At 74.8% G+C, this 26,702-nt stretch carries 24 protein-coding genes and 2 riboswitches; of the genes, 13 read left to right on the top strand and 11 right to left on the bottom strand.

Translation table 11 applies throughout. The features are described 5' to 3' along the window. The first annotated feature begins 62 nt into the window (after positions 1 to 62). Genes AB5J87_RS02615 through AB5J87_RS02625 form a run of 3 tightly spaced genes read left to right on the top strand, consistent with a single transcriptional unit; the run spans position 63 to position 1,629 of the window. A complete protein-coding gene (locus AB5J87_RS02615) occupies positions 63 to 485 on the top strand; it encodes a hypothetical protein (protein ID WP_369373443.1) in 423 nt (140 codons plus the stop codon). Beyond that, positions 482 to 763, top strand: coding sequence for a hypothetical protein (locus AB5J87_RS02620; protein WP_369373445.1), 282 nt, complete (start codon positions 482 to 484; stop codon positions 761 to 763). The genes AB5J87_RS02615 and AB5J87_RS02620 overlap by 4 nt, the downstream gene beginning before the upstream one ends. Next, positions 760 to 1,629 carry a DUF3592 domain-containing protein gene (locus AB5J87_RS02625; RefSeq protein WP_369373447.1) on the top strand — a complete coding sequence of 290 codons (870 nt, stop codon included), beginning with the start codon at positions 760 to 762 and terminating at the stop codon, positions 1,627 to 1,629. Before AB5J87_RS02620 ends, AB5J87_RS02625 begins: the two co-directional genes overlap by 4 nt. 11 nt (positions 1,630 to 1,640) lie before the next feature. On the opposite strand, the gene AB5J87_RS02630 is transcribed toward AB5J87_RS02625, so the two are convergent. Next, on the bottom strand, positions 1,641 to 3,623 hold the full coding sequence (locus AB5J87_RS02630; protein ID WP_369373449.1) for a prolyl oligopeptidase family serine peptidase: 1,983 nt from the start codon (positions 3,621 to 3,623) through the stop codon (positions 1,641 to 1,643). 95 nt (positions 3,624 to 3,718) lie between these two features. Beyond that, the gene (locus AB5J87_RS02635) at positions 3,719 to 4,174 is read right to left on the bottom strand and encodes a hypothetical protein (protein ID WP_369373451.1); all 456 of its coding nucleotides are present in this window, start codon (positions 4,172 to 4,174) and stop codon (positions 3,719 to 3,721) included. 271 nt (positions 4,175 to 4,445) lie between these two features. On the opposite strand from AB5J87_RS02635, the gene AB5J87_RS02640 reads away from it, so the two are divergent. Next, positions 4,446 to 5,687 (top strand): MFS transporter, encoded by a 1,242-nt coding sequence (locus AB5J87_RS02640; protein ID WP_369373453.1) that lies wholly within the window; start codon positions 4,446 to 4,448, stop codon positions 5,685 to 5,687. 24 nt (positions 5,688 to 5,711) lie between these two features. Next, positions 5,712 to 6,149, top strand: a complete 438-nt coding sequence (locus AB5J87_RS02645; protein ID WP_369373455.1) for a hypothetical protein — start codon at positions 5,712 to 5,714, stop codon at positions 6,147 to 6,149. 26 nt (positions 6,150 to 6,175) lie between these two features. Here the strand turns inward: AB5J87_RS02645 and AB5J87_RS02650 are convergent, their stop codons facing one another. Then, on the bottom strand, positions 6,176 to 6,784 hold the full coding sequence (locus tag AB5J87_RS02650) for a dihydrofolate reductase family protein (RefSeq protein WP_369373457.1): 609 nt from the start codon (positions 6,782 to 6,784) through the stop codon (positions 6,176 to 6,178). Positions 6,785 to 6,966: 182 nt separating this feature from the next. Between AB5J87_RS02650 and AB5J87_RS02655 the strand changes: the two genes are divergently transcribed. After that, on the top strand, positions 6,967 to 7,419 hold the full coding sequence (locus AB5J87_RS02655) for a Fur family transcriptional regulator (RefSeq protein WP_369373460.1): 453 nt from the start codon (positions 6,967 to 6,969) through the stop codon (positions 7,417 to 7,419). Positions 7,420 to 7,497: 78 nt separating this feature from the next. Here AB5J87_RS02655 and cobN read toward each other — a convergent pair whose 3' ends face one another. Next, positions 7,498 to 11,124 (bottom strand): cobaltochelatase subunit CobN, encoded by a 3,627-nt coding sequence (gene cobN, locus AB5J87_RS02660; protein WP_369373462.1) that lies wholly within the window; start codon positions 11,122 to 11,124, stop codon positions 7,498 to 7,500. A gap of 89 nt (positions 11,125 to 11,213) precedes the next feature. Beyond that, positions 11,214 to 11,288: riboswitch (cobalamin riboswitch) on the bottom strand. Between the two features lie 113 nt (positions 11,289 to 11,401). Here cobN and cobG point away from each other — a divergent pair. From cobG to AB5J87_RS02675, 3 genes are read left to right on the top strand one after another with little or no spacing between them, the layout of a single operon-like run. Next, complete coding sequence (gene cobG / locus AB5J87_RS02665; protein ID WP_369373464.1) at positions 11,402 to 12,679, top strand: precorrin-3B synthase; 1,278 nt, start codon at positions 11,402 to 11,404, stop codon at positions 12,677 to 12,679. Then, positions 12,676 to 13,347 (top strand): precorrin-8X methylmutase, encoded by a 672-nt coding sequence (locus AB5J87_RS02670; RefSeq protein WP_369373466.1) that lies wholly within the window; start codon positions 12,676 to 12,678, stop codon positions 13,345 to 13,347. Before cobG ends, AB5J87_RS02670 begins: the two co-directional genes overlap by 4 nt. Further along, the gene (locus AB5J87_RS02675) at positions 13,344 to 14,831 is read left to right on the top strand and encodes a precorrin-2 C(20)-methyltransferase (RefSeq protein ID WP_369373469.1); all 1,488 of its coding nucleotides are present in this window, start codon (positions 13,344 to 13,346) and stop codon (positions 14,829 to 14,831) included. Before AB5J87_RS02670 ends, AB5J87_RS02675 begins: the two co-directional genes overlap by 4 nt. A 94-nt stretch (positions 14,832 to 14,925) precedes the next feature. On the opposite strand, the gene AB5J87_RS02680 is transcribed toward AB5J87_RS02675, so the two are convergent. After that, on the bottom strand, positions 14,926 to 15,666 hold the full coding sequence (locus AB5J87_RS02680; protein WP_369373471.1) for a cobalt-precorrin-6A reductase: 741 nt from the start codon (positions 15,664 to 15,666) through the stop codon (positions 14,926 to 14,928). Positions 15,667 to 15,708: 42 nt separating this feature from the next. Here AB5J87_RS02680 and AB5J87_RS02685 point away from each other — a divergent pair, with 42 nt between their 5' ends. Then, complete coding sequence (locus tag AB5J87_RS02685; protein WP_369373473.1) at positions 15,709 to 16,860, top strand: cobalt-precorrin-5B (C(1))-methyltransferase; 1,152 nt, start codon at positions 15,709 to 15,711, stop codon at positions 16,858 to 16,860. 52 nt (positions 16,861 to 16,912) lie between these two features. Here AB5J87_RS02685 and cobM read toward each other — a convergent pair whose 3' ends face one another. Further along, the gene (gene cobM, locus AB5J87_RS02690) at positions 16,913 to 17,662 is read right to left on the bottom strand and encodes a precorrin-4 C(11)-methyltransferase (protein ID WP_369373475.1); all 750 of its coding nucleotides are present in this window, start codon (positions 17,660 to 17,662) and stop codon (positions 16,913 to 16,915) included. Further along, entirely contained in the window at positions 17,659 to 18,930 is a 1,272-nt protein-coding gene (cbiE, locus tag AB5J87_RS02695; RefSeq protein ID WP_369373477.1) for a precorrin-6y C5,15-methyltransferase (decarboxylating) subunit CbiE, read from the bottom strand. The genes cobM and cbiE overlap by 4 nt, the downstream gene beginning before the upstream one ends. 142 nt (positions 18,931 to 19,072) lie before the next feature. On the opposite strand from cbiE, the gene tsaD reads away from it, so the two are divergent. Then, positions 19,073 to 20,116: a tRNA (adenosine(37)-N6)-threonylcarbamoyltransferase complex transferase subunit TsaD gene (tsaD, locus tag AB5J87_RS02700; protein WP_369373479.1), complete on the top strand. Its 1,044-nt coding sequence runs from the start codon at positions 19,073 to 19,075 to the stop codon at positions 20,114 to 20,116. Positions 20,117 to 20,128: 12 nt separating this feature from the next. On the opposite strand, the gene AB5J87_RS02705 is transcribed toward tsaD, so the two are convergent. From AB5J87_RS02705 to AB5J87_RS02720, 4 genes are read right to left on the bottom strand one after another with little or no spacing between them, the layout of a single operon-like run. Next, on the bottom strand, positions 20,129 to 21,118 hold the full coding sequence (locus tag AB5J87_RS02705; protein WP_369373481.1) for a serine/threonine dehydratase: 990 nt from the start codon (positions 21,116 to 21,118) through the stop codon (positions 20,129 to 20,131). A 54-nt stretch (positions 21,119 to 21,172) separates the two neighbouring features. Continuing rightward, positions 21,173 to 22,177, bottom strand: a complete 1,005-nt coding sequence (locus tag AB5J87_RS02710; RefSeq protein WP_369373483.1) for an ABC transporter substrate-binding protein — start codon at positions 22,175 to 22,177, stop codon at positions 21,173 to 21,175. 8 nt (positions 22,178 to 22,185) lie between these two features. Continuing rightward, positions 22,186 to 22,971, bottom strand: coding sequence for an ABC transporter ATP-binding protein (locus tag AB5J87_RS02715; protein WP_369383334.1), 786 nt, complete (start codon positions 22,969 to 22,971; stop codon positions 22,186 to 22,188). Position 22,972: 1 nt separating this feature from the next. Continuing rightward, positions 22,973 to 24,028 carry a FecCD family ABC transporter permease gene (locus AB5J87_RS02720; RefSeq protein WP_369373485.1) on the bottom strand — a complete coding sequence of 352 codons (1,056 nt, stop codon included), beginning with the start codon at positions 24,026 to 24,028 and terminating at the stop codon, positions 22,973 to 22,975. Between the two features lie 135 nt (positions 24,029 to 24,163). Further along, positions 24,164 to 24,241, bottom strand: a riboswitch (cobalamin riboswitch). A gap of 189 nt (positions 24,242 to 24,430) precedes the next feature. Between AB5J87_RS02720 and AB5J87_RS02725 the strand changes: the two genes are divergently transcribed. Together AB5J87_RS02725 and AB5J87_RS02730 are read left to right on the top strand one after the other, a co-directional pair. After that, positions 24,431 to 24,871 carry a hypothetical protein gene (locus tag AB5J87_RS02725; protein WP_369373487.1) on the top strand — a complete coding sequence of 147 codons (441 nt, stop codon included), beginning with the start codon at positions 24,431 to 24,433 and terminating at the stop codon, positions 24,869 to 24,871. Continuing rightward, complete coding sequence (locus AB5J87_RS02730) at positions 24,864 to 26,636, top strand: caspase domain-containing protein (RefSeq protein ID WP_369373489.1); 1,773 nt, start codon at positions 24,864 to 24,866, stop codon at positions 26,634 to 26,636. Before AB5J87_RS02725 ends, AB5J87_RS02730 begins: the two co-directional genes overlap by 8 nt. The last annotated feature ends 66 nt before the right edge of the window (positions 26,637 to 26,702 follow it).

Raw genomic sequence — 26,702 nt, forward strand, 5'->3', positions numbered from 1 at the left:
CTCGCCACGACCGCGTCGCCCCCGCACGCACCGTCAGACGCCACCGTCAGGGGAGGAACACCATGGGAATCTTCAAGAACCGCAGGAGCCGCGAGGAGCGGGCCGCCGACATCGTCGGCCAGGTCGCCGAGGGCAAGGGCTTCTACGGCCGCGCCACCCGCGCGTTCCTCGGCTCCGAGGACTTCTCCCGCGTCCAGCAGTCGATCGGGGCGTACCACTCCGGCCTGGACGTGCGGCAGTTGCTCGCCTCGGGCGCGCCGACCGTGCCCGCCGCCGTGGTGTCGATCGCCGACACCGGCCGCCTGGTCAACTTCGACCCGGTCGTCGACCTGGTCCTCCAGCCGTCCGGCGCCGCCGACCCGGTCGCCCTGCGGACGATCGTCTCCAAGCTGCGGATCCCCCGCGCCGGTGACCAGGTCCTGCTGATCGCCGACCCCGCCCGGCCGGGCGGCTACCTCTACGCCGGGGACGGTGTGGCGCCGTGAGCGGGACGGACCGGTACGAGGCCCCGGCGAGCGACACCGTGCTGCTCGCCTTCGACGGCCGGGTCCTGGAGGTGTTCGGCTATGTCGACGACGCCCGCTACCACGTGTGGGAGGGGCCCCGGCTGGACTTCACCACCGGCCGGTTCCGCCGGCTGGCGATCACCGTCAGGAGCGGCCGGCGCCACAGCATCCCCTACGACGAGCAGCGGCTGCCCGCTCTGCGGGCCCTGGCGGACCGGATCGCGCGGAGCGTGGCCGAGGGGCGGGGCCCGGGATGAGCGTGACCGGGGTGCTGGAGCTGTGGTGGACGGTGCCCGCCGCGGTCGCGCTGCTCGGGTACGGGATGTCGCTGGCCGGGCTGACCCGGACCCAGCGGGCGGTGTGGGTGACCGCGCGCATCGTCGAGGTCGGGCGGCTCGCGCACGGCGACTCGCGGCAGGGCGGGATACCGGTGACGGTCGCGTTCCGGAACCCGGTCACCGGCGCGGAGTCCCGTCTGGCGAACACCGGCAAGCACGGCGACTCGGTCGAGGAGGCGTGGGTCGGGCGGGAGCTGGCGGTGCGCCATCCGCGCGGACGGCCCGACCTGTTCCGGATCGTGGTCCCGGTCGCGGGCCGCCGGAGCGGGCGCGGCGGCCCCGACTGCGCGGTCGCGCTGCTCCTGGTCGGACTGGTGATCCACGCGATCGTGCTCTGGGGCTACCCCTGGGCCCTGCTCGGCTTCGGCGCCTTGGTGACGGCGGCAGCGGCGGCCAGCCGCGACATCCGCGACGCGCGCGCCCGCGACGCGCGGCTGGCGTCCGGCGCCGCCGTTCCGGCCCGGGTGGTGGCCGTCACCAAGGACGTCTACACCGACGCGGACGGCGACGAGTTCGTCAGCCACACCCCCGTCATCGCCTTCACCACCACGGAGGGCACCGACGTCACCGTCCTGGCCGAGCACGGCGTCACCGACCCGGCCGGCTCCCTCGGCCGCGAGCTCACCGTCCACTACTGTCCCGCCGACCCCACCGTCTACACCCCCGACCGGGCCGCCGACCGCCGCAGCAACCGGCGGACCGTCGCCGCGATCGTCGTCCTGCTCGTCCTCGGCTCGGCCTCGACGGCGACGGGTGCGCTCACGCTGTGGTGGCGCACCCGCTGACGCGCGGCGGGTCAGTCGGCCGTCTCGAACCCCAAGGTCCGGGCGTAGAATGCGAGTTCGGCCTCCAGTGCGGTGATCACGGTCGCGGCCCTGCGGAAGCCGTGGGACTCTCCCTCGAAGGCCAGGTGGACGTGGTCGATGCCGTGCGCCTCCAGCTCCCGCACCAGGATCTCGGCCTGCCGCGGCGGCACCACGGGATCGTCCTTCCCCTGGAGCAGCAGGACCGGACAGGTACCGGCCCCGACATGGCCGAGCGGGGAACGCTCGCGGTAGACCGCGTCCGCCCCGGGCAGCGGCCCCACGAGCCCGTCGAGATAGCGCGACTCGAAGTCGTGCAGCTGGGCGACGAGCAGCCGTGGATCCGTGACGCCGAAGTACGAGGTCGCCGCCCGGAACACCACGCCGTGCGCGGCGAGGCCCGTCGTGACGGCGGCCAGCGCCGTCCAGCCGCCCGCCGAGGGCCCGCGCACCGCCAGCCGGTCGCCGTCGGCCTCGCCCCGGGCGGCGAGGGTGCGGGCGGCCAGGACGACGTCGGCGACGTCGACCACCCCCCAGCGCCCCTTGAGCCGCTCGCGGTAGGCGCGCCCGTACCCGCTGGAGCCGCCGTACTCCACCGCGACGACGCCGATGCCCCGGCTGGTGAAGTACGCCTTGGAGAGGTCGAGCACCGCGGACTCGTTGCCGGTGGGCCCGCCGTGGACCCACACGATGTACGGCGGCGGCTCGCCCTCGGGCCCGTGGGCGCTCGGGTGGGACGGCGGGTGGAGCGTGGCGTGGACGACCTGGCCCGCGGCGTCGTGGAACGTGGTCGCGCGCGGGACCGGCAGGTACGCCGGGTCGGGCGGGTCGTCGAGTTCGCGGCGCAGCTCCTCCACCGCTCCCTGGGCACCGGTGTCCAGGCGTACGACACAGAGGGGCCGCGCCGGTCCCCCGGCCAGGCCGACGACGGTGTTCCGGTCGGCGCAGAGCGCCGGGGCGAACACGGCGTATCCGCAGTCGACGTCGGTCAGGGTGCCGTCCTTGGGGTCGAGCAGCGCGAGCCGCTGGTCGCCCCGGCCGTGCACCACCGCGAGACGCCCGTCGGCGAGCTGGGCGAAGGGGCGCCCGCCCAGCTCCCACAGCGGCGCCGCGAACTCCTCGGCCGCCGGACGCAGCGCGCGGGGCGGGAGCTCCCCGTCGGGGTCCACCTCGTACAGGTTCCACCAGCCCGAGCGGTCGGAGACGGCGTAGAGGGCGTGGGCGTCGCGCCAGCAGGGCGCCTGGACGGCCTCCCGGGCGCCGCCGCCCAGGACCGTCCGGCCGGTGGTGGGACCGGCCGCGTCCACCGGTCCGACCCTCAACTCGGTGGCGTCCCAGGGCATGTCGGGGTGGTTCCAGGTGATCCAGGCCAGTCGGCGGCCGTCGGGCGAGGGGGTGGGGTGGGCGAAGAAGTCGGCGCCGACGGCGAGTTCACGGACGGCCGCCGGGTCCTCGGCGGCGGATCCGTCCAGCGGTACGGCCACGATCGCCCGGGTGATCGCGCCCGCCTCGCCGTGCGTCTCGCGCACGCAGTACACCTCGTGGCCGTCGGCGGCGAGCGCGAAGTCCGCGTAGCGCAGCGCGGCGGGCGCGGCCGGGCACGGGGTGAGCGGGCGCGGCGGGCGGCCGTCCGGCTCGGTGCGGTAGATCCGCTGGTCGGGAAGGTGGACGAAGACGATCTGCCGGCTCGCGTCCGCGGGCGACCCGACGGGCAGATAGGAGAGGCCGCCGTACTCGTGGACACGGCTGCGGACGTCCCAGGGCGCCGCCAGGAGGGCGCGGCTGCCGCCCTGCGGGGTGTGTTCGACGACGGTGGTACGGCCGTCCTCGTCCGGCAGCGCCTCCTGCCACCACACATGGCCGTCGGCCGCCAGGGGGAAGTCCAGGCCGGTCCGGGCCCGGGCCACGGTCGCGGCGTCGATGGGCGAGGGCCAGCTTCCGTACGGGAGGGGGGCGGAGCTGCGGGACGGGTCCATGGGCTCTCCTGGGTGCGGCGGCCGGCTCTCCCGGGTGCGGCACGAGTCGACGAGGACGGTCGGCTGGGCGGCCGTCCTCGTCTGGGGTGTGCCGGTCAGCAGAGGACCATCACGGTGGCCCGGACGAACGTGTCGTCACGGAACCCGTCGAGAACCGGACCGAACGCCTCGGCCGCGGTCCTGGGCGCGGTCGCGGGCGCACCGACGTGGATCTCGCGTTCGCTCTGCAGGGTCGCCTTGACCTGCTCGCCCGGGCAGTGCACGCCGCGGTTGGCGACCAGGACTTCGCTGATCTGGGTGACCAGCCCGGGGATGTCCTTCTCGGGCCAGCTGGAGACCGTGCTCTCGGTGTCTTCGAGGTTGAAGCGCTCGAAGACACGGGCCTCGGAGCGGCCGTCCCCCTGGACCATGAGCAGGTAGACCCGGCGGCCGACGAGTTCGTCGGGCAGCGCCGTCAAGTTGTCGATCACCGTCTGCGGCGACCCCATGAAGTCGTGCGTCTGACAGTCCCACGCTGCCGTCTTGCATGCCTTGGCAGTCGCCTCGGTCACGGGCCGGGAGGTCCGTCGGGACTCAGTGCCCATTGCGTGTACCCCCTGATCTCGGTTGACCGCTCTGTGGCGGTCAGGCCAACCGCTGGGCGGCGGGGGGTCGAGGCCGGAGTGCGGCCTGCGGCGAGTCGGCCGTCCGCGGTGGGCGCGGTTGGACGTTCTCGGACAGTGCGCCCCCTACCCAGAAATCCCCGGCCCACACTTCCCGGATTCCGGGTTGCCCGGTAGCGTCCGACCGGCGTCCGGAATCCGCTGCGTGGGGGTGGCCCGCATGGCAGTCGTCGCTCGGTACGGGTCGGCCCTCTCGCATCCCGGTGTGGCCCGGGTGGTGGCGTCGGCGTTCGTCTGCCGCATGCTGTCCGGGATGGTGAGCCTGTCCCTGCTGCTCGTCGCCGCGGACGCGAGCGGGAGCTACGCCAACGCCGGTGCGGTGTCCGGCGCCTACGCCGTCGCCCTCGCCTTCACCTCCCCGGCCTGGGGCCGGATCGCCGACCGGCACGGCTCGCGTACCGCGCTCGCCTGGGCGGTGAGTTTCCAGACGCTCTTCTTCGGCCTCTTCGTGACGCTGGTGGCCACTTCGGTGTGGCCGGGTCTGCTCGTTCCGGCCGCCTTCCTCGCGGGGACCGCGACCCCGCCCGCCGCCGCCGTGTCCAACGCCGTGTACATGGGCGTGGTGGCGGACGAGGAGGACCGCAAGACCCTGTTCGCGCTGTGCGGGCTGCTCACCGAGTCCGTCTTCGTCTGCGGACCGCTGCTGGTGGCGGCGATCGTGGCGGTGCTGCCCGTGCTGTACGCCGTGGTGGTCACCGCGGGCATCTCCTTCGCCGGGGTGTGGTGGCTGCGGGCGGCGCCCGCCGTCGCACGGGTGGACCGGGAGCGTCCGGCGCTGGCCGGGCCGGGGATGCGGCTCGACTGGAACCGGCGGCAGGCGCACATCCAGCTGGTGGTGGCCGCCGCCGCGTTCGCGATCGGCGGCCTCCAGGTCACGGTGGCCGCGCACGCCGGTGAACTCGGCACCAGCGCGGGCCTGTTCATCGCGGCGCTGGCCTGCGGCGGCGTCCTCGGCAGCTTCCTCTACGGCGGGCTGCGGCTGCCCGGCACCGGCCCGGCCCAGCTCACCGTCGCCCTGACCCTGTACGGCGGCTGCATCCTCGCCCTCGGGTTCGGGCCCGCCACCCTGCTCACCGTCGGCCTGCTCCTGGTGATCGGCTTCGTCAACGGTCCGGCCGACGCGATCGAGGCGATCCTGGTGGGCGAGTACGCGTCGGCCGGAACCCGCGCCCAGGCGTTCGCGATCCTGGTCGCGTCCAACTGGGTGGGCTTCGCCGCGGGCAGCTTCGTCACCGGTGTGGTGGTCCAGCACGCCTCGACCACGGCCGGCGCGTTGACGGCGGGCGCCGCGGCGCTCGTCGCCGCCGTGTCGATGACACCGTCCGCGGCGCGGGAAGAGGCGCGGCAGCGGGCGCGGACGGCCGGGCCCGGCTCGGTGCAGGCCCCCACCGGGCACCCCTGACCACCCGCCCCCGAGAGGACGAACATGACCGGTATGCATCCCGTCGGCGCCGAGGACCCCGCGGCCGGGGCCGAGTTCCACTTCTTCTCGGGCACCCCCGAATCCCTGGCGCCGCGCCTGTTCGCGCTCCCCCACCACGTGGTGGAACGCACCTTGTGGGCGCTGCTGCTGCAGGACCCCGAAGGCGCGCACATCCAGGTGCAGGAGCGGGCCGAGCCGGGCGCCGCCATGGGCCGGGTGCACGCCTGGGAGGGCACGGACCTGGGCATCCTGCCCGCCCATCTGATGACGCTCCTGCCGACCGCCTCGTACCAGAGCGTGCGCTCGGCGCTGTTCGCCCACGGCACCTACACCGATCTGGGCGCCGTCCCCTGTCCGCCGACCCCGCGCGGCGCGTTCGGCCACCCGCTCAAGCTGCGCACGGCCGGAACCCGGGTGCGGGCCTACGTCCTGGCGCTGTAGCGCGGCGGCCGGTCGTCGGCTCCGGGTCACTCCCGGGGCAGCTGCTTCTTGGCGTCGTCGTAGGTGCCCTCGCCCGCCGACCCGGCCGGGGCGTACACCAGGTGGAGGACGCCGGTACGGAAGGCTTTCGAGGAGGTGAGCGTCAGCGGGATCGAGGTCTCGCCCTCGTCGAAGAGCCGCATGCCCTTGCGGACCGCCAGGGGGTGCACCAGCAGGTGCAGTTCGTCGAGCAGTCCGGCGGCCAGCAGCTGGCGGACGACCGAGATCGAGCCGCTCAGCGAGATGTCCCCGCCCGGCCCGTTCTTCAGCGCGGTGACGCTCTCGACGAGCTCGCCCTCCAGCTGCTCGGAGTTGCGCCAGGTGAACTCCAGGCGCGTGCTGGACGCCACGATCTTGCGCGCGTCGCCGAGCACCTTGGCGAACCCGGCGTCCTCGCCGCCCGCCGCCTCGCGCTCCGGCCACGCCCCGGCGAAGCTGTCGTACGTCCGGCGGCCGAACAGCACGGTGTCGGCGCCGCCGAGGATCTCGCCGACGGCCGCGCCCATCTCGTCGTTGAAGTAGGGGAAGTGCCACTGGTCGGGCGCCTCCACCACGCCGTCGAGCGAGATGAAGAGTCCTGCGGTGATCTTCCTCATGATGGTCCTCCGAGGGGGTCGGTACGGTGTGCCGCCAGATAGGACGGCGGCGCGTACCGAAACTCATCGGTGGCCGGGGGGCGGATCGGCGGCGGGATTATTGCGAGCCGGATGCAGCTGCGCATTGATGGCGTGCGCGGTACCTTGCGGTCAGCGGACCGGCCGGGGGAAGGGGCAGCGGGGTGACCACGAGTTCGTCGCCGGCGCGGGCCGGTACGGCAGCGCACTCCGACGTCTCGGTGCTGCTGCGCCGCCACGGCCTGCGCTGCACCCCCATCCGGCTGCACACCCTGGCCATGCTGGGCGCCTCGGGGCTCCATCTGTCCGCCGCGGAGATCGCCTCGGAACTCCAGCGCCTGGCCGTGCCGTTCGACCCGGCGACCGTCTACCGGACGCTGGAGGCGCTGACGGCGGCCGGTCTCACCCACGCGGTGCACGCCCCCGGCCCCAAGCGCTACGGGGCGAGCACCGCGCCGCACCACCACACGGTGTGCGAGCGGTGCGGCCAGGTGGGCGCGCTCGCCAGCGAGCACCTGCGCGAGGCCATGGAGCGGATCACCGAACTGACCGGTCTGCGGCCGGGGGTGGCCGGTTCCCTCCTGGTGTACGGGCTGTGCGCCTGCTGCAGCGCATGACGGCACGGGACGCCCCCCGTCGGTGAACGGAAGGCGCCCCGCCGCGCGGCGGCCCCGGTGGGGACGGTCAGGTGAGCGTCACCCCTCGTCCTCCAGGTCGCCCTCCGTCTCCAGGTAGATCTGGCGCAGTTCGGCCAGCACCGCCGGGTCCGGCTTGGCCCACATGCCGCGCGACTCCGCTTCGAGCAGCCGCTCGGCGATGCCGTGCAGGGCCCAGGGGTTGGCCTGCTGGAGGAACTCCCGGTTCGCCGGGTCCAGGACGTACGCCTCGGTGAGCTTGTCGTACATCCAGTCGGCGACCACGCCGGTCGTGGCGTCGTAGCCGAAGAGGTAGTCCACGGTCGCCGCCAGCTCGAAGGCTCCCTTGTAGCCGTGGCGGCGCATCGCCTCGATCCACTTGGGGTTGACGACCCGGGCGCGGAAGACCCGCGAGGTCTCCTCGACGAGGGTGCGGGTGCGGACCGTCTCGGGGCGGGTGGAGTCGCCGATGTACGCCTCGGGAGCGGTGCCGCGCAGCGCGCGGACCGTGGCGACCATGCCTCCGTGGTACTGGAAGTAGTCGTCGGAGTCGGCGATGTCGTGCTCGCGGGTGTCGGTGTTCTTCGCCGCCACCTCGATGCGCTTGTACGCCGTCTCCATCTCCTCGCGGGCCGGGCGGCCGTCCAGCTCGCGGCCGTACGCGTAACCGCCCCAGACCGTGTACACCTCGGCCAGGTCGGCGTCGGTGCGCCAGTCGCGGGAGTCGATGAGCTGGAGCAGACCGGCTCCGTAGGTGCCGGGGCGGGAGCCGAAGATCCGGGTGGTGGCGCGGCGTTCGTCGCCGTGCTCCGCCAGGTCCGCCTGCACATGTGCCCGGACCCGGTTGGCCTCGGCCGGCTCCTCCAGCGACGCGGCCAGGCGCACCGCGTCGTCCAGCAGGCCGATGGTGTGCGGGAAGGCGTCCCGGAAGAAGCCCGAGATGCGCAGCGTGACGTCGACGCGGGGGCGGCCCAGCTCCTCCTGGGGGATGGCCTCCAGACCGGTCACGCGCCGGGAGGCGTCGTCCCAGACCGGGCGGACCCCGAGCAGGGCCAGCGCCTCGGCCACGTCGTCACCGGCGGTGCGCATCGCGCTGGTGCCCCACAGCGAGAGGCCGACGGAGGTCGGCCAGTCGCCGTTGTCGGCGCGGTAGCGCTCCAGGAGCGAGTCCGCGAGGGCCTGCCCGGTCTCCCAGGCCAGCCGCGAGGGAACGGCCTTGGGGTCGACGGAGTAGAAGTTGCGGCCGGTCGGCAGGACGTTGACCAGGCCCCGCAGCGGGGAGCCCGAGGGGCCCGCCGGGACGAAGCCGCCCGCCAGCGCGTGCACGGTGTGGTCGAGCTCGGCGGTGGTCGCCGCGAGGCGCGGGACCACCTCGCGGGCGGCGAACTCCAGGATCGCGGCGACCTGTTCGCCGTGCTCGGTGGGGACGGCGGCCGGGTCCCAGCCCGCGTCGTCCATCGCCTGCACCAGGGCGCGGGCCCGCTCCTCGGCCTCGTCGGCCGTAGTGCGGGTGGCGGCGGACTCGTCCAGGCCGAGGGCCTCGCGCAGGCCGGGCAGGGCGGTGGTGCCGCCCCAGATCTGGCGGGCGCGCAGGATCGCGAGGACGAGGTTGACGCGGTCGGCGCCGGCCGGCGCGGCGCCCAGGACGTGCAGGCCGTCGCGGATCTGGGCGTCCTTGACCTCGCAGAGCCAGCCGTCGACGTGCAGCAGGAAGTCGTCGAAGCCGTCGTCGTCGGGCCGGTCCTCCAGGCCGAGGTCGTGGTCGAGGCGGGCGGCCTGGATCAGGGTCCAGATCTGGGCGCGGATGGCGGGCAGCTTCGCCGGGTCCATGGAGGAGATCTGCGCGTACTCGTCCAGGAGCTGCTCGAGCCGGGCGATGTCGCCGTAGGAGTCGGCGCGCGCCATGGGCGGGACGAGGTGGTCGACGAGCGTGGCGTGGACGCGGCGCTTGGCCTGGGTGCCCTCGCCGGGGTCGTTGACCAGGAAGGGGTAGACGAGCGGCAGGTCGCCGAGGGCGGCGTCGGGGCCGCAGGCGGCCGACAGGCCCGCGTTCTTGCCGGGCAGCCACTCCAGGTTGCCGTGCTTGCCGAGGTGGACCATCGCGTCCGCGCCGAACCCGCCGTCGGAGCGCGCGGCGGCGAGCCACCGGTAGGCGGCCAGGTAGTGGTGCGAGGGCGGCAGGTCCGGGTCGTGGTAGATGGCGATGGGGTTCTCGCCGAAGCCGCGCGGGGGCTGGATGAGGATGAGCAGGTTGCCGAAGCGCAGGGCCGCGAGGACGATGTCGCCCTCCGGGTTGGCGCTGCGGTCCACGAACATCTCGCCGGGCGCCGGGCCCCAGTGCTCCTCGACCGAGGTGCGCAGCTCCTCGGGGAGCGTGGCGTACCAGCGCCGGTAGTCGGCGGCCGGGATGCGCACGGGGTTGCGGGCCAGCTGCTCCTCGGTGAGCCAGTCCTGGTCGTGGCCGCCGGCCTCGATGAGCGCGCGGATCAGCTCGTCGCCGTCGCCGGACACCAGGCCGGGGATCTCCGCGTCACCGAAGTCGTAGCCCTCCGCGCGCAGTCGGCGCAGCAGGGCCACGGCGCTGGCGGGGGTGTCGAGGCCGACCGCGTTGCCGATGCGGGAGTGCTTGGTCGGGTAGGCGGACAGCACGAGCGCGAGGCGCTTGTCGGCGGGCGCGATGTGGCGCAGCCGGGCGTGGCGCACGGCGATTCCGGCGACCCGGGCGGCCCGCTCGGGGTCGGCGACATAGGCGGGCAGGCCGTCGGCGTCGATCTCCTTGAACGAGAACGGCACGGTGATGAGGCGGCCGTCGAACTCGGGCACGGCTATCTGGCTGGCCGCGTCCAGCGGCGAGACGCCCTCGTCGTTCTCCTCCCACGTCGATCGGGAGCCGGTCAGGCAGAGCGCCTGCAGGATCGGCACGTCCAGGGTGGTGAGCGCGCCCGCGTCCCAGGACTCGTCGTCGCCGCCCGCCGACGCCTCGGCGGGCTTGGTGCCGCCCGCGGCCAGGACGGTCGTCACGATCGCGTCGGCGGCCCGCAGCCGGTCGACGAGCTCGGCCTCGGGGGCGCGCAGCGAGGCGACGTACAGGGGCAGCGGCCGGGCGCCGGCGTCCTCGATCGCGTCGCACAGGGCGTGCACGAAGCCGGTGTTGCCGCTCATGTGGTGCGCGCGGTAGTAGAGCACGGCGACGGTCGGGCCGTCCGTGTCCGGCGCGGGCCGCTCCAGCGGGCCCCAGGTGGGCGCGGGGGCGGGCGCCTCGAAGCCGTGGCCGGTGAGCAGGACGGTGTCCGACAGGAACAGCGCGAGCTGCTCCAGGTTGGCGGGGCCGCCGTGGGCGAGGTAGGCGTGGGCCTCGGCCGCGATGCCGACCGGGACGGTGGAGGCGGCCATCAGCTGGGCGTCGGGGGCCTGTTCTCCGGTGAGCACGATCACGGGGCGGCCGTCGGCGAGCAGCAGGTCGAGGCCGTCCTGCCAGGCCCGGATGCCGCCGAGGAGGCGGACGACGACCAGGTCGGTGCCGTCGAGCAGGGCCGGCAGGTCGTCCAGGGCGGTCCGGGACGGGTTGGCGAAGCGGTAGGCGACCGGGCCGTTCGCCGCACGGGCGCTGAGCAGGTCGGTGTCGGACGTCGACAGGAGCAGGATCTCGCGGGCGAGTGGTGCTCGCTCCCCGGACGGAGTCGGCATAGCGGCGCCTGGCCTTCCTCGGGGTCCGCGCCCCGGGCGGTGTCGAATGAGGTCTCCCGGGCTCCGGCGAAGCCGGAGGTCCGGGAGGGGAGTTCCTGACTCGCCCGCCCCTGGGGGCGTGCTCACAGTGGCGGGACCGCGCCGGTTTCGCACCGGGCTTCCTCCCCTGCCGCCATCCTGGCGGTCGTGGACCGGATGATCCACTGTCGAGCATAGTAAGGGTCGGGGGGCCGACACCGAGCATGCGTTCGGTGTGAACGTAGGTATGCTCACCGCCATGCCCATGGCCGCCCCTCCTCCATCACCCCAGGCCGCACCGGTCGCGCGGGACCGTGGTGACGCCTGCCCGGGCACCCTGCGGCTGCACGCGGCGGACGACGGCGCACTGGCCCGGGTGCGGATACCCGGCGGCGTGCTGACCGTCGGTCAGGCCCGTGCGCTGGGCGCTGCCGCGCTGCGGCTGGGCGACGGCGAGCTGCATCTCACCTCGCGCGGGAACGTCCAGTTGCGGGGTCTCGGGCAGACGTGCGGGGCCGAACTCGCGGAGCTCCTCACGGCGGCCGGGCTGCTGCCCTCGCCCGCACACGAGCGGGTGCGCAACATCGTGGCCTCGCCCCTGTCGGGCCTGGACGGCAACGGGCTGCGGGACGTGCGGACCTGGCTGACGGAGCTGGACGCGGCGCTGTGCACGAACGCGGCGGCGCGGGAGCTTTCGGGCCGCTTCCTCTTCGCGCTGGACGACGGGCGGGGTGATGTGGCCCACCTCGACGCCGACGTCACGGTGCGGGCGCTCGGCGAGGGCGCGCACCTCGTCCCGGGCTCGGTCGCGGTGGCGCCCGAGGACGCGGCGCGAGCGGCCCTGGCCGCCGCGGAGGCGTTCCTGGCCGCGGCGAGCGCCGGCGGAACACGCGCCTGGCGGATGTCCGAACTCGGCCTGTCCCAGGACGAACTGGACGCCCTGGTCCGCCGCCGCCTGACCGAGGCGGGCATCGGACACCTCGCCCACGACGCCCTTCCCTCCCACAGCGGCCCCGCCGAAGGTCCCGCGCCCGGAACCGTCGCGAACGGCCTGTCCGTACATGTCCCCCTCGGACGGTTCTCGGCCGCCCAGTGGCGGGAGGTGACGCGGACCGCCCGCACCGAGGTGCGGCTGACCCCGTGGCGCGGCGTCGTCGTCCCCCTCCCCGGGCTGCCCGCCGCCGAGGCGGACGGCCTGCTGGCCCGCCTCCACTCCGTCGGCCTGGTCACCGACCCCGCCTCCCCCTGGCCGCGCGTCGGCGCCTGCGTCGGGCGCCCGGGCTGCGCCAAGGCGCACGCCGACGTACGCGCCGACGCCGCCCGCACCCTCGACGCGGCGGCCGGCCCGGGGCTCCCGCTGTACTGGTCCGGCTGCGAACGCCGCTGCGGCCGTCCGCGCGGCGCCCACGCGGACGTGGTCGCGGCGGCGGGCGGCGGCTACCGGGTGGCGCTCGCCGGTGCGGGCGGGCCCGCGCGCACCGTGGAAGCCGACACCCCCTCCCAAGTCAGCGCCGCCCTGGCGGCGATCACCCCATGAGCCGTAAGCCGACCGAGAGCAGCGAGAAGAACGCCGTGACCACGCATGTCTACGAGAAGGACGGGGCGGCCATCTACCGCCAGTCCTTCGCCACCATCCGCGCGGAAGCGGACCTCGCGGGACTGCCCGCCGACGTCAGCCAGACCGCAGTCCGCATGATCCACGCCTGCGGGATGGTCGACCTCGTACGGGACCTGTCCTACACCCCCGGTGTGGTGGCCCGGGCCCGTGAGGCCCTGCGGGCCGGTGCGCCGATCTTCTGCGACGTGCAGATGGTGGCCAGCGGGGTCACCCGCAAGCGGCTGCCCGCCGACAACGACGTGCTCTGCACGCTCTCCGACCCGTCGGTGCCGGAGCTGGCGGCCAGGATGGGCACCACGCGCAGCGCCGCCGCGCTGGAGCTGTGGCGCGACCGGCTGGAGGGTTCGGTCGTCGCCGTCGGCAACGCGCCCACCGCCCTCTTCCGCCTCCTGGAGATGATCGAGGAGGGCGCGCCGCGCCCCGCCGCCGTCATCGGCGTCCCGGTCGGCTTCATCGGCGCTGCCGAGTCCAAGGACGCGCTGGCCGCGCACCCGTCCGGTCTGGAGCACCTGGTGGTGCGGGGACGCCGGGGCGGCAGCGCCATCGCCGCCGCCGCGCTCAACGCGATCGCGAGCGAGGAAGAGTGAGCGGCAAGCTGTACGGAGTGGGACTCGGTCCGGGCGACCCGTCCCTGATGACGGTACGGGCGGTCGAGGTCATCGCCGAGGCCGACGTCATCGCGTACCACAGCGCCCGGCACGGCCGCTCGATCGCCCGCTCGATCGCGGCCGGGCACATCCGCGCCGACCACGTCGAGGAGCCGCTGGTCTACCCGGTCACCACGGAGACCACCGACCACCCGGGCGGCTACAAGGGCGCGATGGAGGAGTTCTACGCGGAGGCGTCCGAGCGGCTCGCCGCGCACCTGGCCGCCGGGCGCACGGTCGCGGTGCTCGCGGAGGGCGACCCGCTCTTCTACGGCTCCTACATGCACATGCACAAGCGGCTCGTCGACCGCTTCCCGACCGAGGTGATCCCCGGGGTCACCTCGGTGAGCGCGGCGGCGGCCCGTCTCGGCACTCCCCTGGTGGAGGGCGAGGAGGTCCTGACGATCCTGCCGGGCACGCTGCCCGAGGAGGAGCTGACCGCCCGGCTGGCCGCGACGGACTGCGCCGTGGTCATGAAGCTGGGCCGGACCTACCCCAAGGTCCGCCGGGCGCTGGCCGATTCGGACCGGCTGGCCGAGGCGCGGTACGTCGAGCGCGCCACCATGGCCGGGGAGCGCCTCGGCGCGCTCGCCGACATCGACGCCGACTCGGTGCCGTACTTCTCGGTGGCCGTGCTGCCCAGCCGGGTCGACGCGGAGCCGGTGGCGCGCGAGCGCGGGGAGGTCGTGGTCGTCGGCACCGGTCCGGCCGGGCCGCTGTGGCTGACCCCCCAGACGCGCGGCGCCCTGGCCGCCGTCGACGACCTGGTCGGCTACACCACCTACCTGGACCGCGTGCCCGTACGGCCGGGCCAGCGGCGCCACGGCTCGGACAACCGGGTCGAGTCCGAGCGCGCCGAGTTCGCGCTCCAACTCGCCCGGAGCGGGCGGCGGGTGGCCGTGGTCTCCGGCGGTGACCCGGGGGTCTTCGCGATGGCCACGGCGGTCCTGGAGGTCGCCGCGCAGGACGCGTACAAGGACGTGCCGGTGCGGGTCCTGCCGGGGGTGACCGCGGCCCACGCGGCGGCGGCCCGCGCGGGTGCTCCGCTCGGCCACGACTACGCGACCATCTCCCTGTCGGACCGGCTCAAGCCGTGGGACGTCATAGCCGGGCGGCTGCGCGCGGCGGCCTCGGCGGACCTGGCGCTCGCCCTGTACAACCCCGGCTCGCGCAGCCGCACCTGGCAGGTCGGCAAGGCCAAGGAGGTGCTCCTTGAGCACCGGGCGCCGGACACCCCGGTCGTGGTCGCGCGGGACGTGGGCGGCTCCGGCGAGCGCGTGCGGACGGTGCCGCTGGGCGAGCTGGATCCGGCTGAGGTCGACATGCGCACGATCCTGCTGGTCGGCTCCTCCCAGACGTGCACGGCCCGGCGGGGCGACGGCGAGGAGATCGTCTGGACCCCGCGCCGCTATCCGCAGGCGTGACCTCGGTGGGGCGCCGCCCCACCGAGGGCGGCGCCCGGCGTCGGCGGCGATGCGGCCGGGCGGTTCGACGGCGACCGGGTCCGCTGGGTACCCCCTAGCCCCCGAGTCCGGCGACCCACCGGGCCGCCGCTTCGGGGTCGGGCACCACGGGCACGTCCCCGGGGACCGGGGGCCTGCGGACCACGACCACGGGCAGTCCGGCCTCGCGCGCGGCCGTCAGCTTGGGCGCGGTGGCCGCGCCGCCGCTGTCCTTGGTCACCACCACGTCGACGCGGTGGCGCAGCAGCAGCTCGCGTTCCCCTTCGAGGGTGAAGGGGCCCCGGTCGAGCAGCACCTGCGTCTGCCGCGGCCGGGGCGGCTCGGGCGCGTCCACGGACCGTACGAGGAACCACAGGTCGTCCAGGGCGGCGAAGGCGGCGAGGCCCATGCGTCCGGTGGTCAGGAAGACGCGGCGGCCCAGTGCGGGCAGCGCCCGCGCCGCCTCCTCCAGCGAGGCGGCCTCGTGCCAGCGGTCGCCCTCGACCGGGACCCAGCCGGGGCGCCGCAGGGCGAGCAGGGGAACACGGGCGGTGGCGGCGGCGCGCGCCGCGTGGAAGCTCATCGCCGCGGCGAACGGGTGGGTGGCGTCGACCACCGCGTCGACCCGGTTCTCCCGCAGCCACGCGGCGAGGCCGTCCGCCCCGCCGAACCCGCCGACGCGCACCTCGCCCGGGGGCAGCCGGGGGCTGGCGACCCGGCCGGCCAGTGAACTGGTCACCACCAGTCCGGGCGCGCCGTGGAGCAGTTCGGCCAGACGGCGCGCCTCCGTGGTTCCGCCGAGAATCAGTACGTGCATGGGAGTCCGGATCCGTTCATGAAGGGCAGGGAGGGTCGCGGCATGGGTGAGGCGAGCGGCGCCGGCGGGGCGCAGGGGTCCGGCGGGGCCAAGGGCGGTCGCGGCGCGCAGCTGGAGCACACCGGGCTGCGGCCCGGCTGGACCACCGGCGCCTGCGCGACCGCGGCCACGACGGCCGCGTACACCGCCCTGCTGACCGGTGAGTTCCCCGACCCGGTCACGATCACGCTGCCCAGGGGGCAGACGCCGTCGTTCGCGCTGGCCGCCGAGGAGCTGGGCGGCGGCTTCGCGATGGCGGGGATCGTCAAGGACGCGGGCGACGACCCGGACGTCACGCACGGCGCGCTGATCCGGTCCACCGTGCGGCGGCTGCCGGTGGGCAGCGGGGTGGTGTTCCGGGCGGGCTCCGGCGTCGGGACCGTCACCCGGCCCGGCCTGCCCCTGCCCGTGGGCGAGGCCGCCGTGAACCCGGTGCCCCGCAAGATGATGCGCGAGCACGTCGCCGAGGTCGCCGCGCGGCACGGCGGCAGCACGGACGTGGAGATCACCCTCTCCGTGGACCACGGCGAGGAGATCGCCCGCTCCACCTGGAACCCGCGCCTGGGCATCCTGGGCGGCCTCTCCATCCTCGGCACCACGGGCATCGTGGTGCCGTACTCCTGTTCCGCCTGGATCGACTCGATCCGGCGGGGCGTGGACGTGGCCCGCGCCGCCGGACGCACCCATGTCGCCGGGTGCACCGGCTCGACGTCGGAGAAGACGGTCGTCGCCGAGTACGCGCTGCCCGAGGACGCCCTGCTGGACATGGGCGACTTCGCCGGGGCGGTGCTGAAGTACATCCGCCGCCACCCGGTGGACCGGCTCACCATCTGCGGCGGCTTCGCCAAGCTCTCCAAGCTCGCCGCGGGCCATCTGGACCTGCACTCCGGCCGCTCCCAGGTCGACAAGGGCTTCCTCGCCGAACTGGCCCGGCGCGGCGGCGCCGACGAGGCGCTGGCGGCCGAACTGGCCGCCGCCAACACCGGTCTCGCCGCCCTCCAGCTGTGCCAGGCCGCGGGCGTGCCACTCGGCGACCTGGTGGCGGCGGCGGCCCGCGACGAGGCGCTGGCCGTGCTGCGCGGCGCGCCGGTGGCGGTGGACGTCATCTGCATCGACCGGGCGGGCACGGTGGTCGGGCGCAGCTCGGTGCGATAGCCGCGGCGGCCCCGGCGCGCGTGCGGCCGGGGCCCGCGGGGCGGCGGCGCGGTCAGCAGACGTGCCGTTCGCGGTCCCGCGAGTACAGGTGGCTGTCGCGGAACTGCTCGGCTCCCAGCGTCCGCCCGACCATGATCACGGCGGTGCGCAGCACCCCGGCCTCCTTCACCTTCCCGGCGATCTCCGCCAGGGTGCTCCGGATGACGATCTCGTCGGGGCGCGAGGCGTAGGCGACGACCGCCGCGGGGCAGTCGGCCCCGTAGTGCGGGAGGAGTTCGTCGACGACCCGGTCCGCGTACTGGGCGGCCAGGTGCAGCACGATCAGCGCGCCGCTGCGGCCGAGGGTGGCGAGGTCCTCGCCGGGCGGCATCGCGGTCGCCCGGTTGGCGACGCGGGTGAGGATGACGGTCTGGCCCACGGTCGGCACGGTCAGCTCCCGCTTGAGGGAGGCCGCGGCGGCGGCGAAGGCGGGCACGCCCGGGACCACCTCGTAGGGCACCCCGGCCGCGTCCAGGCGCCGCATCTGTTCGGCGACCGCGCTGAACACGGACGGGTCGCCCGAGTGCAGCCGGGCCACGTCGTGGCCCGCCTCGTGCGCGGCGACCAGCTCGGCGGTGATCTCGTCCAGGTTGAGCTGGGCGGTGTCCACCAGCCGGGCGCCGTCCGGGCACTCCGCCAGCAACTCGCGCGGGACGAGGCTGCCCGCGTACAGACAGACCTGGCAGGCGGCGAGCGTGCGGGCGCCGCGCACCGTGATCAGGTCGGCGGCGCCGGGCCCGGCGCCGATGAAGTACACGGTCATCTGTCTGCTCCTGGAGAAGGGGTGGCGGGGTGGGCGGTGGCGGGCTTGCGGGCGGCCCACTGGGTCACCGGCATCGCCTGCCGCCACCCCGTGAAGCCGCCCACGGGTACGGCGTGGGCCACCGCGAGCCGGACCAGTTCGCCGCCGTGGCGGCGGTGGGCGTCGGCCAGCAGTGCCTCGGACTCCAGCGTCACGGTGTTGGCGACCAGCCGTCCGCCCGGCGCCAGGGCCTGCCAGCACGCGTCCAGCAGGCCGGGCGCGGTGAGGCCGCCGCCGACGAACACGGCGTCCGGGCGCGGGAGTCGTTCCAGTGCGGCGGGGGCGGCGCCGGTGACGACCCGCAGGGCGGGCACGCCGAGGCGGTCGGCGTTGCGCGTGATGCGCTCGGCGCGCACCGGGTCGCGTTCCACGGTGAGGGCCCGGCAGGAGGGGTGGGTGCGCAGCCACTCGATGGCGATCGAGCCGGAGCCGCCGCCGATGTCCCAGAGCAGCTCGCCGGGTGCCGGGGCGAGCGCGCCGAGCGTGGCGGCCCGCACGTGCCGCTTGGTGAGCTGCCCGTCGTGCTCGTAGGCGTCGTCGGGGAGCCCGGGTACGGCGCCGAGCCGCAGGGCGTCGGGGGCGCGGCGGCACTCCACCGCGACGACGTTGAGGGGGTCGCCGGGCGCGTGGCGCCAGTCGTCGGCGACGGTTGCCGCCGTGGTGCGTTCCGCCGGGCCGCCGAGTTGCTCCAGCACCCGCATCCGGCTGGGCCCGAATCCCCGGTCGCGCAGCAGGGCCGCGATCTCGGCGGGTGTGGTGGCGTCCGCGCTGAGCACTAGGAGCCGCCGCCCCTCGTGCAGCGCGGCGGCCAGCCGGGGCACCGGGCGGCCCACCAGCGTGACCACCTCGACGTCCTCCAGCGGCCAGCCGAGGCGGGCGGCGGCGTACGACACGGACGAGGGGTGCGGCAGGACGCGCAGGGCGGCGCCCTCCTCGGCGAGGGCGCGGCCGATGCCGTAGAACATCGGGTCGCCGCTGGCCAGTACGGCGACGCGGCGCCCCGCGTGCGCGGCGAGCAGGCCGGGGACCGCGGGCCGCAGCGGCGAGGGCCAGGCGACCCGTTCGCCCGCGCACTCCTCGGGCAGCAGGCCGAGCTGGCGCGGGCCTGCGACGAGGACGTCGGCGTCCCGGAGGGCGTCCCGGGAGGCGGCGGGCAGGCCCTCCCAGCCGTCCGCTCCGATCCCGACGACGGTGACGGCGGGGGAAGGGCCTGGCGGGGCGGGATTCACTGCGCGGTACCTCGGGGCTCGGGGGCAACAGAGCGCACTCTACTGGGCCCTGACCAGCGTCTCCATGGCCGGGTTCACACCTCCGCGCCCACTTATTGCACACTGTTCGCAATAACAAGTGCTTTGCGGAAAGGAACGGGGCATGGGCTCACCGATCGTGCTGGGAATCGAGTCGTCGTGCGACGAGACCGGTGCGGGGCTCGTCCGCGACGGACGGCTCCTCGGCCACGCGCTGGCGTCCAGCATGGACGAGCACGCCCGGTACGGCGGCGTCGTCCCGGAGATCGCCGCGCGCGCCCATCTGCACTCCCTGCGGCCCGTGGTGGAGCGGGCCCTGGCCGGGGCCGGGCTGCGGTTCGGCGACATCGGCGCCGTCGCCGTCACCACCGGGCCGGGCCTGTCCGGCGCGCTCCAAGTCGGCCTCGCCGGGGCGAAGTCGCTCGCGTACGCGCTGGACGTCCCGCTCCACGGGGTGCACCACCTCGCCGGCCACGTCGCCGCCGACACCCTGGAGCACGGCCCGCTGCCCGACCCCTGCGTGGCGCTGATCGTCTCCGGCGGCCACACCTCGCTCCTGCTCGTCCGCGACCTGGCCCGCGACCCGATCGTCCACCTCGGCGACACCCTCGACGACGCGGCGGGCGAGTGCTTCGACAAGGTCGCGCGGGTCTTCGGGCTGCCCTACCCCGGCGGCCCGGCCATCGACCGGGCGGCACGGCGGGGCGACCCCGGCGCCGTCGCCCTGCCCCGCCCGCTGCCCGGCTCGTACGACTTCTCCTTCTCCGGCCTCAAGACGGCCGCGGCGCGCTGGGCCGAGTCCCACCGGGGCCGGGAGCTGCCCGTGCACGACGGCGCCGCCGCCCTCCAGGAGGCGATCGCCGACGTGCTGACCCGCAAGGCGGTCGCGGCCTGCGCCGCACACGGCGTCCGCACCCTGGTCGTGGTCGGCGGCGTCGCCGCCAACTCCCGGGTGCGCGCCCTGGCCGAGGAGCGCTGCCGGGCCGCCGGCATCGAGCTGCGCGTGCCGTCGCTGGGGCTGTGCACGGACAACGGCGCGATGATCGCCGCCGTCGGCGACCTGCTGGTGCGCGCCGGGGCCCGGCCCGCCCCGCTGGACGTGTCCATCGACCCGTCGGCGCCGCTCACCCGCGCGGCCCTGCATCCGGTGGGCGCGGGGGCGCGCTGACGCCCGGACCGCTCACACCTCCAGCGACCGCACGTCGGTGTTGGCGCCGCACAGCACCACGGCCACCTTCTCCCCCGCGCCCGGCCGGTAGACGGGGTCCGGGGACGTCAGCGCCGCCAGTGCGGTCGCGGCGGCGTGTTCCACCACGATGCGGTGCCCGTCCCACAACTCCTGGCGCGCGCGGACGATTTCACCGTCGGGCACGAGGACGGAACGCACCCCCTCCTGCTGCGCCGCGTGCAACGCCATCGCGGAGGCGCGCCGGGCGCCCAGGGAGTCCGCGGCGACCGAGTCCACGGTGACGTCGACCGGACGCCCGGCCTCAAGGGCGGCGTTCAGGGCCCGGCACCGCTCCGGCTCGACCGCCACGGTACGGATGCCGTGGGCACGGGCGGCGGTGGCGACCCCGGCGAACAGCCCGCCGCCGCCCACGGCGACGACGACGGTGTCCAGGCCCGGGATCCGGCCCCGGAGCTCCTCCAGCAGGGTGCCCGCCCCGGCCGCGACGAGCGGATGGTCGTAGGCGTGCGCGGCGAGCGCGCCGCTGTCGGCCGCGAACCGCTCGCACGCGGCCAGGGCGTCCGCGTACTCGCTCCCGCTCAGCCGCACCCGCGCGCCGTACCCGCGCAGCCGGTTCACCTTGACGGCCGGGGCGCTCTCGGGCAGGAACACCGTGGCCGGTACGCCCTGCCGACGCGCGGCCCAGGCGCAGGCGAGGCCCGCGTTGCCGCCCGAGGCGATGGTCACCCCGGCGTCCGGGAGCGTCCCGGCGTCGCGGTGGGCCTGGAGGAAGTTCTGCGCGCCGCGGGCCTTGAACGAGCCGGTGTGCTGGAGGTACTCCAGCGCCAGCCAGCCCTCGTACGGCCGCGGGGCCCGGCCGTCCGGCGGCTCCTGGCCGCCCGCGGTCGCCTCCGGGTCCATGGGCGCCACGGCCACCGGGCGGATCCGCCCGGCGATGCGATCGGCGGCGGCCTTGACGTCCCCATGGGTGAGTCGGTCCATGCGTCTGCTCCCTCGGTGGTGTGGTGCTCGTGCGCCGGTCGGGAGCCGGGCCCCTCACCGCTTCCCGGCCGCCTCCCGCAGATAGGCGCCGAAGCGGTCGATCGCCGAGGGGTTGCGGGGGCTCTCCACCAGGTCGGCGTAGTCAAGGGTGAAGATACGCCGGTTCTTGACGGCGGCGACGTCCCGCAGGGGCGCGTAGGAGAGCAGGAACTTCTTCTTGGCCTCGGCGCTCACGTCGCCGTAGTCGCAGACGAGGATGACGTCGGGGTCGCGCGCCACGACGCTCTCCCAGCCCACCGTGGTCCAGGAGTCCGCCAGGTCGTGCATCACGTTGGCGCCTCCGGCCTCGGCGATGATCTGCTCGGGGGCGCCGAAGCGGCCGGAGGTGAAGGGCTGGTCCCGGCCGCTGTCGTAGAGGAAGACCTTGGGCCGGTCGCCGCCCTGGGGGGCCTTGGCCCGTACGTCCGCGACGCGCTTCTTGAAGTCGGCGACCAGCCGTGCGGCCCGCTCCTCGACGCCGAAGAGCTTGCCCAGGTTGGTCAGGTCCGTGTACAGCGCGTCCAGCGGCGGCATGATGCCCCGCGACGTCTTCGTGCGGGCGTTGCGGCAGGACTCGGTGAGGACGTACGAGGGGATGCCGAGCTTGTGCAGGGCTTCGGGGGTCAGCCCCTCGGCGTCGCTGAAGCCGTAGCTCCATCCGGCGAAGACGAGGTCGGCGCGGGCGTCGAGGACGTTCTCCTTGGTGAGCTGGTTCTTGGAGAGCCACTTCACCTTGTCGTAGCCGCCCTTCCACGGCACGTCGCTCAGGTCGCCCTTGTCGTCGGGCATGGCGAACCCGGCCATCCGGTCCTCCAGGCCCAGCGCCAGCATCAGTTCGGTGATGCCGACGTCATTGGTGACGACCCGTTCCGGGACCTTGTCGTAGGTCACCTGACGCCCGCAGTTGGTGAGCGTGACCGCCGCGGATCCGGTGGTGTCCGCGGAGTCCGCCCGCTCGACGGACGCGCCGCAACCGGTGGTCACGACGAGGCAGAGGGCGGCGGCGAGCAACTTGCGCATGGGGGTCCTCACGGGGTGGTCGGGGTGGGCCGGGACGTCGGAAGCAGATCGAAGAGGAGCTGGACGGCGCCGGTGACGGGATGCCGCACGCGATGGGCGCGGACGCCGAACACCTCGGCCAGCAGGTCGGGGCGGAGCACGTCGTGCGGTGCTCCGGAGGCGACGATCCGGCCGCCGTCGATCACGTACAGCAGGTCGCAGTGGGCGGCGGCGAGGTTGAGGTCGTGCAGCGCGGCCAGCACCGTCACCCCGCTCTCGCGGACCAGGGACAGGACGTCCAACTGATGGGCGATGTCGAGGTGGTTGGTGGGTTCGTCGAGCACCAGCACGCTCGGCCGCTGCGCGAGCGCGCGGGCGATGAGGACCCGCTGCTTCTCGCCGCCGGACAGACCGAGGACGCCGCGGTCGGCGAGGTGGGCGACGCCGGTGCGCTCCATGGCCCGCTCGCAGATCTCGCGGTCCGAGGCCGCCGTGCGGTCCCGGTGCGGCAGCCGGCCCATGGCGACCACCTCGGCCACCGTGAAGTCGAAGTCCGCCGACGACTCCTGCGGCAGCGCCGCCAGCACCCGGGCGGCGGCCCGGGGATCCATGGCGTGCAGGTCCTCGCCGTCGAGCCGGACGGCTCCCCCGCTGGGCCGCAGCGCCCGGTACACACTGCGCAGCAGGGTGGACTTCCCGCTGCCGTTGGGTCCGACGAGCCCGACGAACGCCCCGCTGTCCACGGTGAGCCGCACCTCGTCGACCAGCCGGACGCGGGCGGCCTCGACCGTCACTCCGTCGATGTCGATCCGCACGTCAGCGACCTCCGAAGGCATGGCCGCCCCGCCGCATGAGCAGGATGAACGCGGGCACACCGACCACCGCGGTGACGACCCCCACGGGCAGTTCCGTCGGGGCGAGCAGCAGCCGGGACAGCACGTCCGCCCAGACCAGCAGCACCGCACCGACCAGCGGCGCGATCACCAGGACCCGCCGGTGGTCGGCGCCGACCACCATCCGTACGACATGGGGCACCATCAGCCCGACGAACCCGATGGCCCCGCTGACCGCGACGACCGTGCCGGTGACTGCGGCGGTGACCAGGAAGAGCTCCCGGCGCAGCCGCGAGGGCGGCACGCCGAGCGCGGCCGACGTCTCGTCCCCCATGGCGAGCGCGTTGAGCGCCTCGGCGCGCCACCGCAGCCACGCCCAGCCGGCCGCCACCGTCACGGCCGCGATGGGGAGTTGCGCCCAGGTCGCCCCGCCCAGACTGCCCAGCAGCCACATCATCGCGGACCGGGCCGCCTCGCCCCGGGCCGCGCCGAACACCATGACGGTGGTGAGGGCCTCGAAGCCGTACGCCAGCGCCGTGCCCGTCAGGATCAGCCGCAGCGGCGTCAGCCCGTGGGGCGAGCGGGCCACCGCGTACACCAGCACCATGGCCGCGAGCGCGGAGACGAACGCGGACACGGACAGCGCCCACACCCCGAGCCCGGCGAACGCCCCCAGCAGGATGACGGCGTTGGCGCCCACGGCGGCGCCGGAGGAGATGCCCAGGACGAACGGGTCGGCCAGCGCGTTGCGGACCATCGCCTGCACCGCCACGCCGACGCCCGCGAGCCCCGCCCCGACGACCGCGCCGAGCAGCACTCTGGGCAGCCGGATCTCCCAGACGATGGTGTACGGGGCCGCGTCGGCCGCCGCCACCGTGCCGCCGGTCAGCCCGGCCCACAGGAAGCGGAACGTGTCCGCCCAGTCGATGTCGGAGGCTCCGAGCCCCACACCGCACACGAGCGACGCGGCGAGCAGGAGCGCGAGGCCGAGACCGAGCGGCAGCACGGGTATCCGGCTGGGGGCGGTACTTCGGAGCACGGTGGGGACCGTCCTTCACATGGGCCGCCTGCTGGACGGCACACAGGAGACAGCCCGTGCGGCCGTGGTCCGACCGCGCGGTCCCCTCTCGCAGTCCACGGCGAGCAGTCAGCGGGTCGCAGGCCCCCCACGGGCGATCGGGCTCACACGGCGGCCGTCGGGGCAGCCGTGCACACCGTTGCGGGTCAGCGCCGGAATCCCACCGGACTTCTCCCGCGGGAGACGGGAGGAGCGTAACAAACGCCCTGGTCGGTACGTTTACCGACGGCACGCGGTCGCCGAGGGGCCGCCGCGCGCCCGGCGCGCGCACCCGGCGCACCACGGTGTGCCGCCGTACATCACCCCGAATCGGCCCCGCGGTCGCCCCCGCGTCAGTAACCTCCCTGCGGGGGGTGGTGCACGGTGCAGAAGCTGCACGTATCCATCACGGCGACCAGCGACCGCTTCGACGCCGACGACGACAGATGGCTCGCCCAGGTCCGTCTGCTCCTGCGGGAGCTGGGCGGGGAAGTCCCGCTGAGGACACGGCACATGGCCGCGGAGCCGGACACGAAGAGCGGCGGGCCGCCGGAGGTGGTCCTGGAGATCCTCCCCGCCGCCGTCACCGGCGTCGTGGCGATCGTCCTGGGCTGGCTGAGGTACAGCCGCGACCGCGCGGTCCATCTCACCTGGGACGAGGACGGCGTGAAGGGCGAGTTGACGGTCACCACCAAGAACAGCGACAACGCCACCTTGCGGGCGGCCACGGAGGCCCGGCTGCGCGCCGTGTTCCCTCGCGCCGGGGCCGGGGAAGAGCCCGCGTCGCCGGGTGACGCGTCGGCGGACGGCGGTTCCGTTGAATGAGGGGCCGCCGGACGGGGCGCGACCGCCGTACCGCGCCCTGCTGATCGGCAACGCCGACTTCGAGGACGCGTCGGCGCTGAAGCCGCTGCGGGGGCCGACGAGCGACCTCAGAGAGCTCAAGGCCGCGCTGACCGATCCCGAGGTGGGGCTGCCCTGGCACGTGACGGAGCTGCCCGACGGCCTCAAGCGGGAGGTCGACGTGGCCATGTCGGAGTTCTTCGAAGACGCCCACCCGGACGAGCGGTTGCTCCTCTACTACAGCGGCCACGGCCAGCTCGACGCGGACGGCAGGCTCTACCTGTGCGCCAGGGACACGAGGGTCGAGCGGATGTGGGCGACCGCGGTCCGGCACTGGGACATCAACGACCTGATGGACCGGTGCGCCGCCGGGGCCATCATCGTGATCCTGGACTGCTGCTTCAGCGGGCGGGCGACCGACTCGAAGGGGGCCGACACGGCCGCCCCGCTCGCGGGCCGGGGCCGGTTCGTCCTGAGCAGCTGCGGACGGCGGGAGCTGGCCAGGGACGCGGCCGTCGAGGGCGAGCCGAGCCTCTTCACCGGCCACCTCGTCGCGGCGCTGCGGCACGGCGCGGTGGGGCTCGGCGGCCATGTCACGGCCCAGCAGGTCCACACCTACGTGGACGCTCAGCTGCGCGGCTGCGGCCAGCGGCCCGGGTTCAAGGTGGACGGACAGACCGGCAACGTGCCGCTGGCGCGCAGACCCGTTCCCGCGCCACCGGCGGCCGAGCCCCCGGGTAAGCCCGCGCCCGAACCCCCGCTGAACACCTCACCCGTGTTCGCGCCGCCCCGGGGGTCCCACCAACACCCGCCCGTGGAATGCGGTTTCACCGGGGTCGTGCACGTCCTGCTGCCCCACGCGCGAGGAACGTTGAGCGTGTACCGGGACGCCCTCCTCGCCGCGGAGAGCGGAGGCGAGGTGCCGGGATGGTGGTTCGCGGCCGAGCCCCTCGGATACCACCGCAAGCGGGCACGGCTCACCGGTACGGTGAGCACGAGCGGCGACGTCCGCTTCGCCCTGCCGGGGGACGCGGGGACCGTGACCTGGCCGGCGGAGCAGCTGAGCAGCTTCGAGAAGGCGCGCGCCACCGGCACCTGGCCCACCACCCCGCAACCGACCCAGACCGACGCCACCCACACCGTCCTCAAGGCGCACGACCGGCACTACCGCAGGCTCGCGCGCATGCCGTGGACGCTGGCGGGTTCCCTGGCCGTCTTCGCCCTGTCGGTCACCCTGATCGTGCACGTGCTCACCCCGCCCGTCCCCGGCCAGATACCGGTGTATCCGTTCCTCCTCGCCCTGTTCAGCGGGCTGAGCACGGTTTTCTCCGGCAACCTCGTCTGGGTCCATCTCCACATCAGGGAGTGCCTCAAGCTCCCCAAGCTGCCGATCCAGCGCATGCTGGTGAACACCCGCACGGAACCCGCGTACACCGCCGTCTCCGACATGGGGGTGCCCGTGACCATTCCGGCGACCGAGCGCACCTACCTGTGGGACGACACCTATCGGCTCGCCCTGCCGCCGGGCTTCTTCGGCGGTCTGCCCAGGCGCCTTTCGTCCCGAGGGGCGCACACTCCCCTGTCGGTGGAGGTCATGGGAGTGCCCCACCCGGGCCAGTGGGTGCTCGCCCGCACCCCTCGGGGCAACCTGTGGCCCTCCGGACGGCTGAAGGAGAGCTTCCACCACGAACCCGCCAAGCCCGTCCCGCCGCTCGCCACCTTCGACGGGCCCCCGCGCCGGAAGTAGGCCCGGAAGCGGGCGAGGACAGCGCGCCCACCCGTGCCCGGCTCGCGGCGGAATGTGACAGGACCG

The sequence above is a fragment of the Streptomyces sp. cg36 genome, assembly GCF_041080675.1.
Taxonomy (GTDB): Bacteria; Actinomycetota; Actinomycetes; order Streptomycetales; family Streptomycetaceae; genus Streptomyces.

Coding starts and splice junctions, on each gene's coding strand:
- AB5J87_RS02615 (WP_369373443.1), top strand. CDS start 63: ATGGGAATCTTCAAGAACCGCAGGAGCCGCGAGGAGCGGGCCGCCGAC.
- AB5J87_RS02625 (WP_369373447.1), top strand. CDS start 760: ATGAGCGTGACCGGGGTGCTGGAGCTGTGGTGGACGGTGCCCGCCGCG.
- AB5J87_RS02630 (WP_369373449.1), bottom strand. CDS start 3,623: ATGGACCCGTCCCGCAGCTCCGCCCCCCTCCCGTACGGAAGCTGGCCC.
- AB5J87_RS02640 (WP_369373453.1), top strand. CDS start 4,446: ATGGCAGTCGTCGCTCGGTACGGGTCGGCCCTCTCGCATCCCGGTGTG.
- AB5J87_RS02645 (WP_369373455.1), top strand. CDS start 5,712: ATGACCGGTATGCATCCCGTCGGCGCCGAGGACCCCGCGGCCGGGGCC.
- AB5J87_RS02650 (WP_369373457.1), bottom strand. CDS start 6,784: ATGAGGAAGATCACCGCAGGACTCTTCATCTCGCTCGACGGCGTGGTG.
- cobN (WP_369373462.1), bottom strand. CDS start 11,124: ATGCCGACTCCGTCCGGGGAGCGAGCACCACTCGCCCGCGAGATCCTG.
- cobG (WP_369373464.1), top strand. CDS start 11,402: ATGCCCATGGCCGCCCCTCCTCCATCACCCCAGGCCGCACCGGTCGCG.
- AB5J87_RS02670 (WP_369373466.1), top strand. CDS start 12,676: ATGAGCCGTAAGCCGACCGAGAGCAGCGAGAAGAACGCCGTGACCACG.
- AB5J87_RS02680 (WP_369373471.1), bottom strand. CDS start 15,666: ATGCACGTACTGATTCTCGGCGGAACCACGGAGGCGCGCCGTCTGGCC.
- AB5J87_RS02685 (WP_369373473.1), top strand. CDS start 15,709: ATGGGTGAGGCGAGCGGCGCCGGCGGGGCGCAGGGGTCCGGCGGGGCC.
- cobM (WP_369373475.1), bottom strand. CDS start 17,662: ATGACCGTGTACTTCATCGGCGCCGGGCCCGGCGCCGCCGACCTGATC.
- tsaD (WP_369373479.1), top strand. CDS start 19,073: ATGGGCTCACCGATCGTGCTGGGAATCGAGTCGTCGTGCGACGAGACC.
- AB5J87_RS02705 (WP_369373481.1), bottom strand. CDS start 21,118: ATGGACCGACTCACCCATGGGGACGTCAAGGCCGCCGCCGATCGCATC.
- AB5J87_RS02710 (WP_369373483.1), bottom strand. CDS start 22,177: ATGCGCAAGTTGCTCGCCGCCGCCCTCTGCCTCGTCGTGACCACCGGT.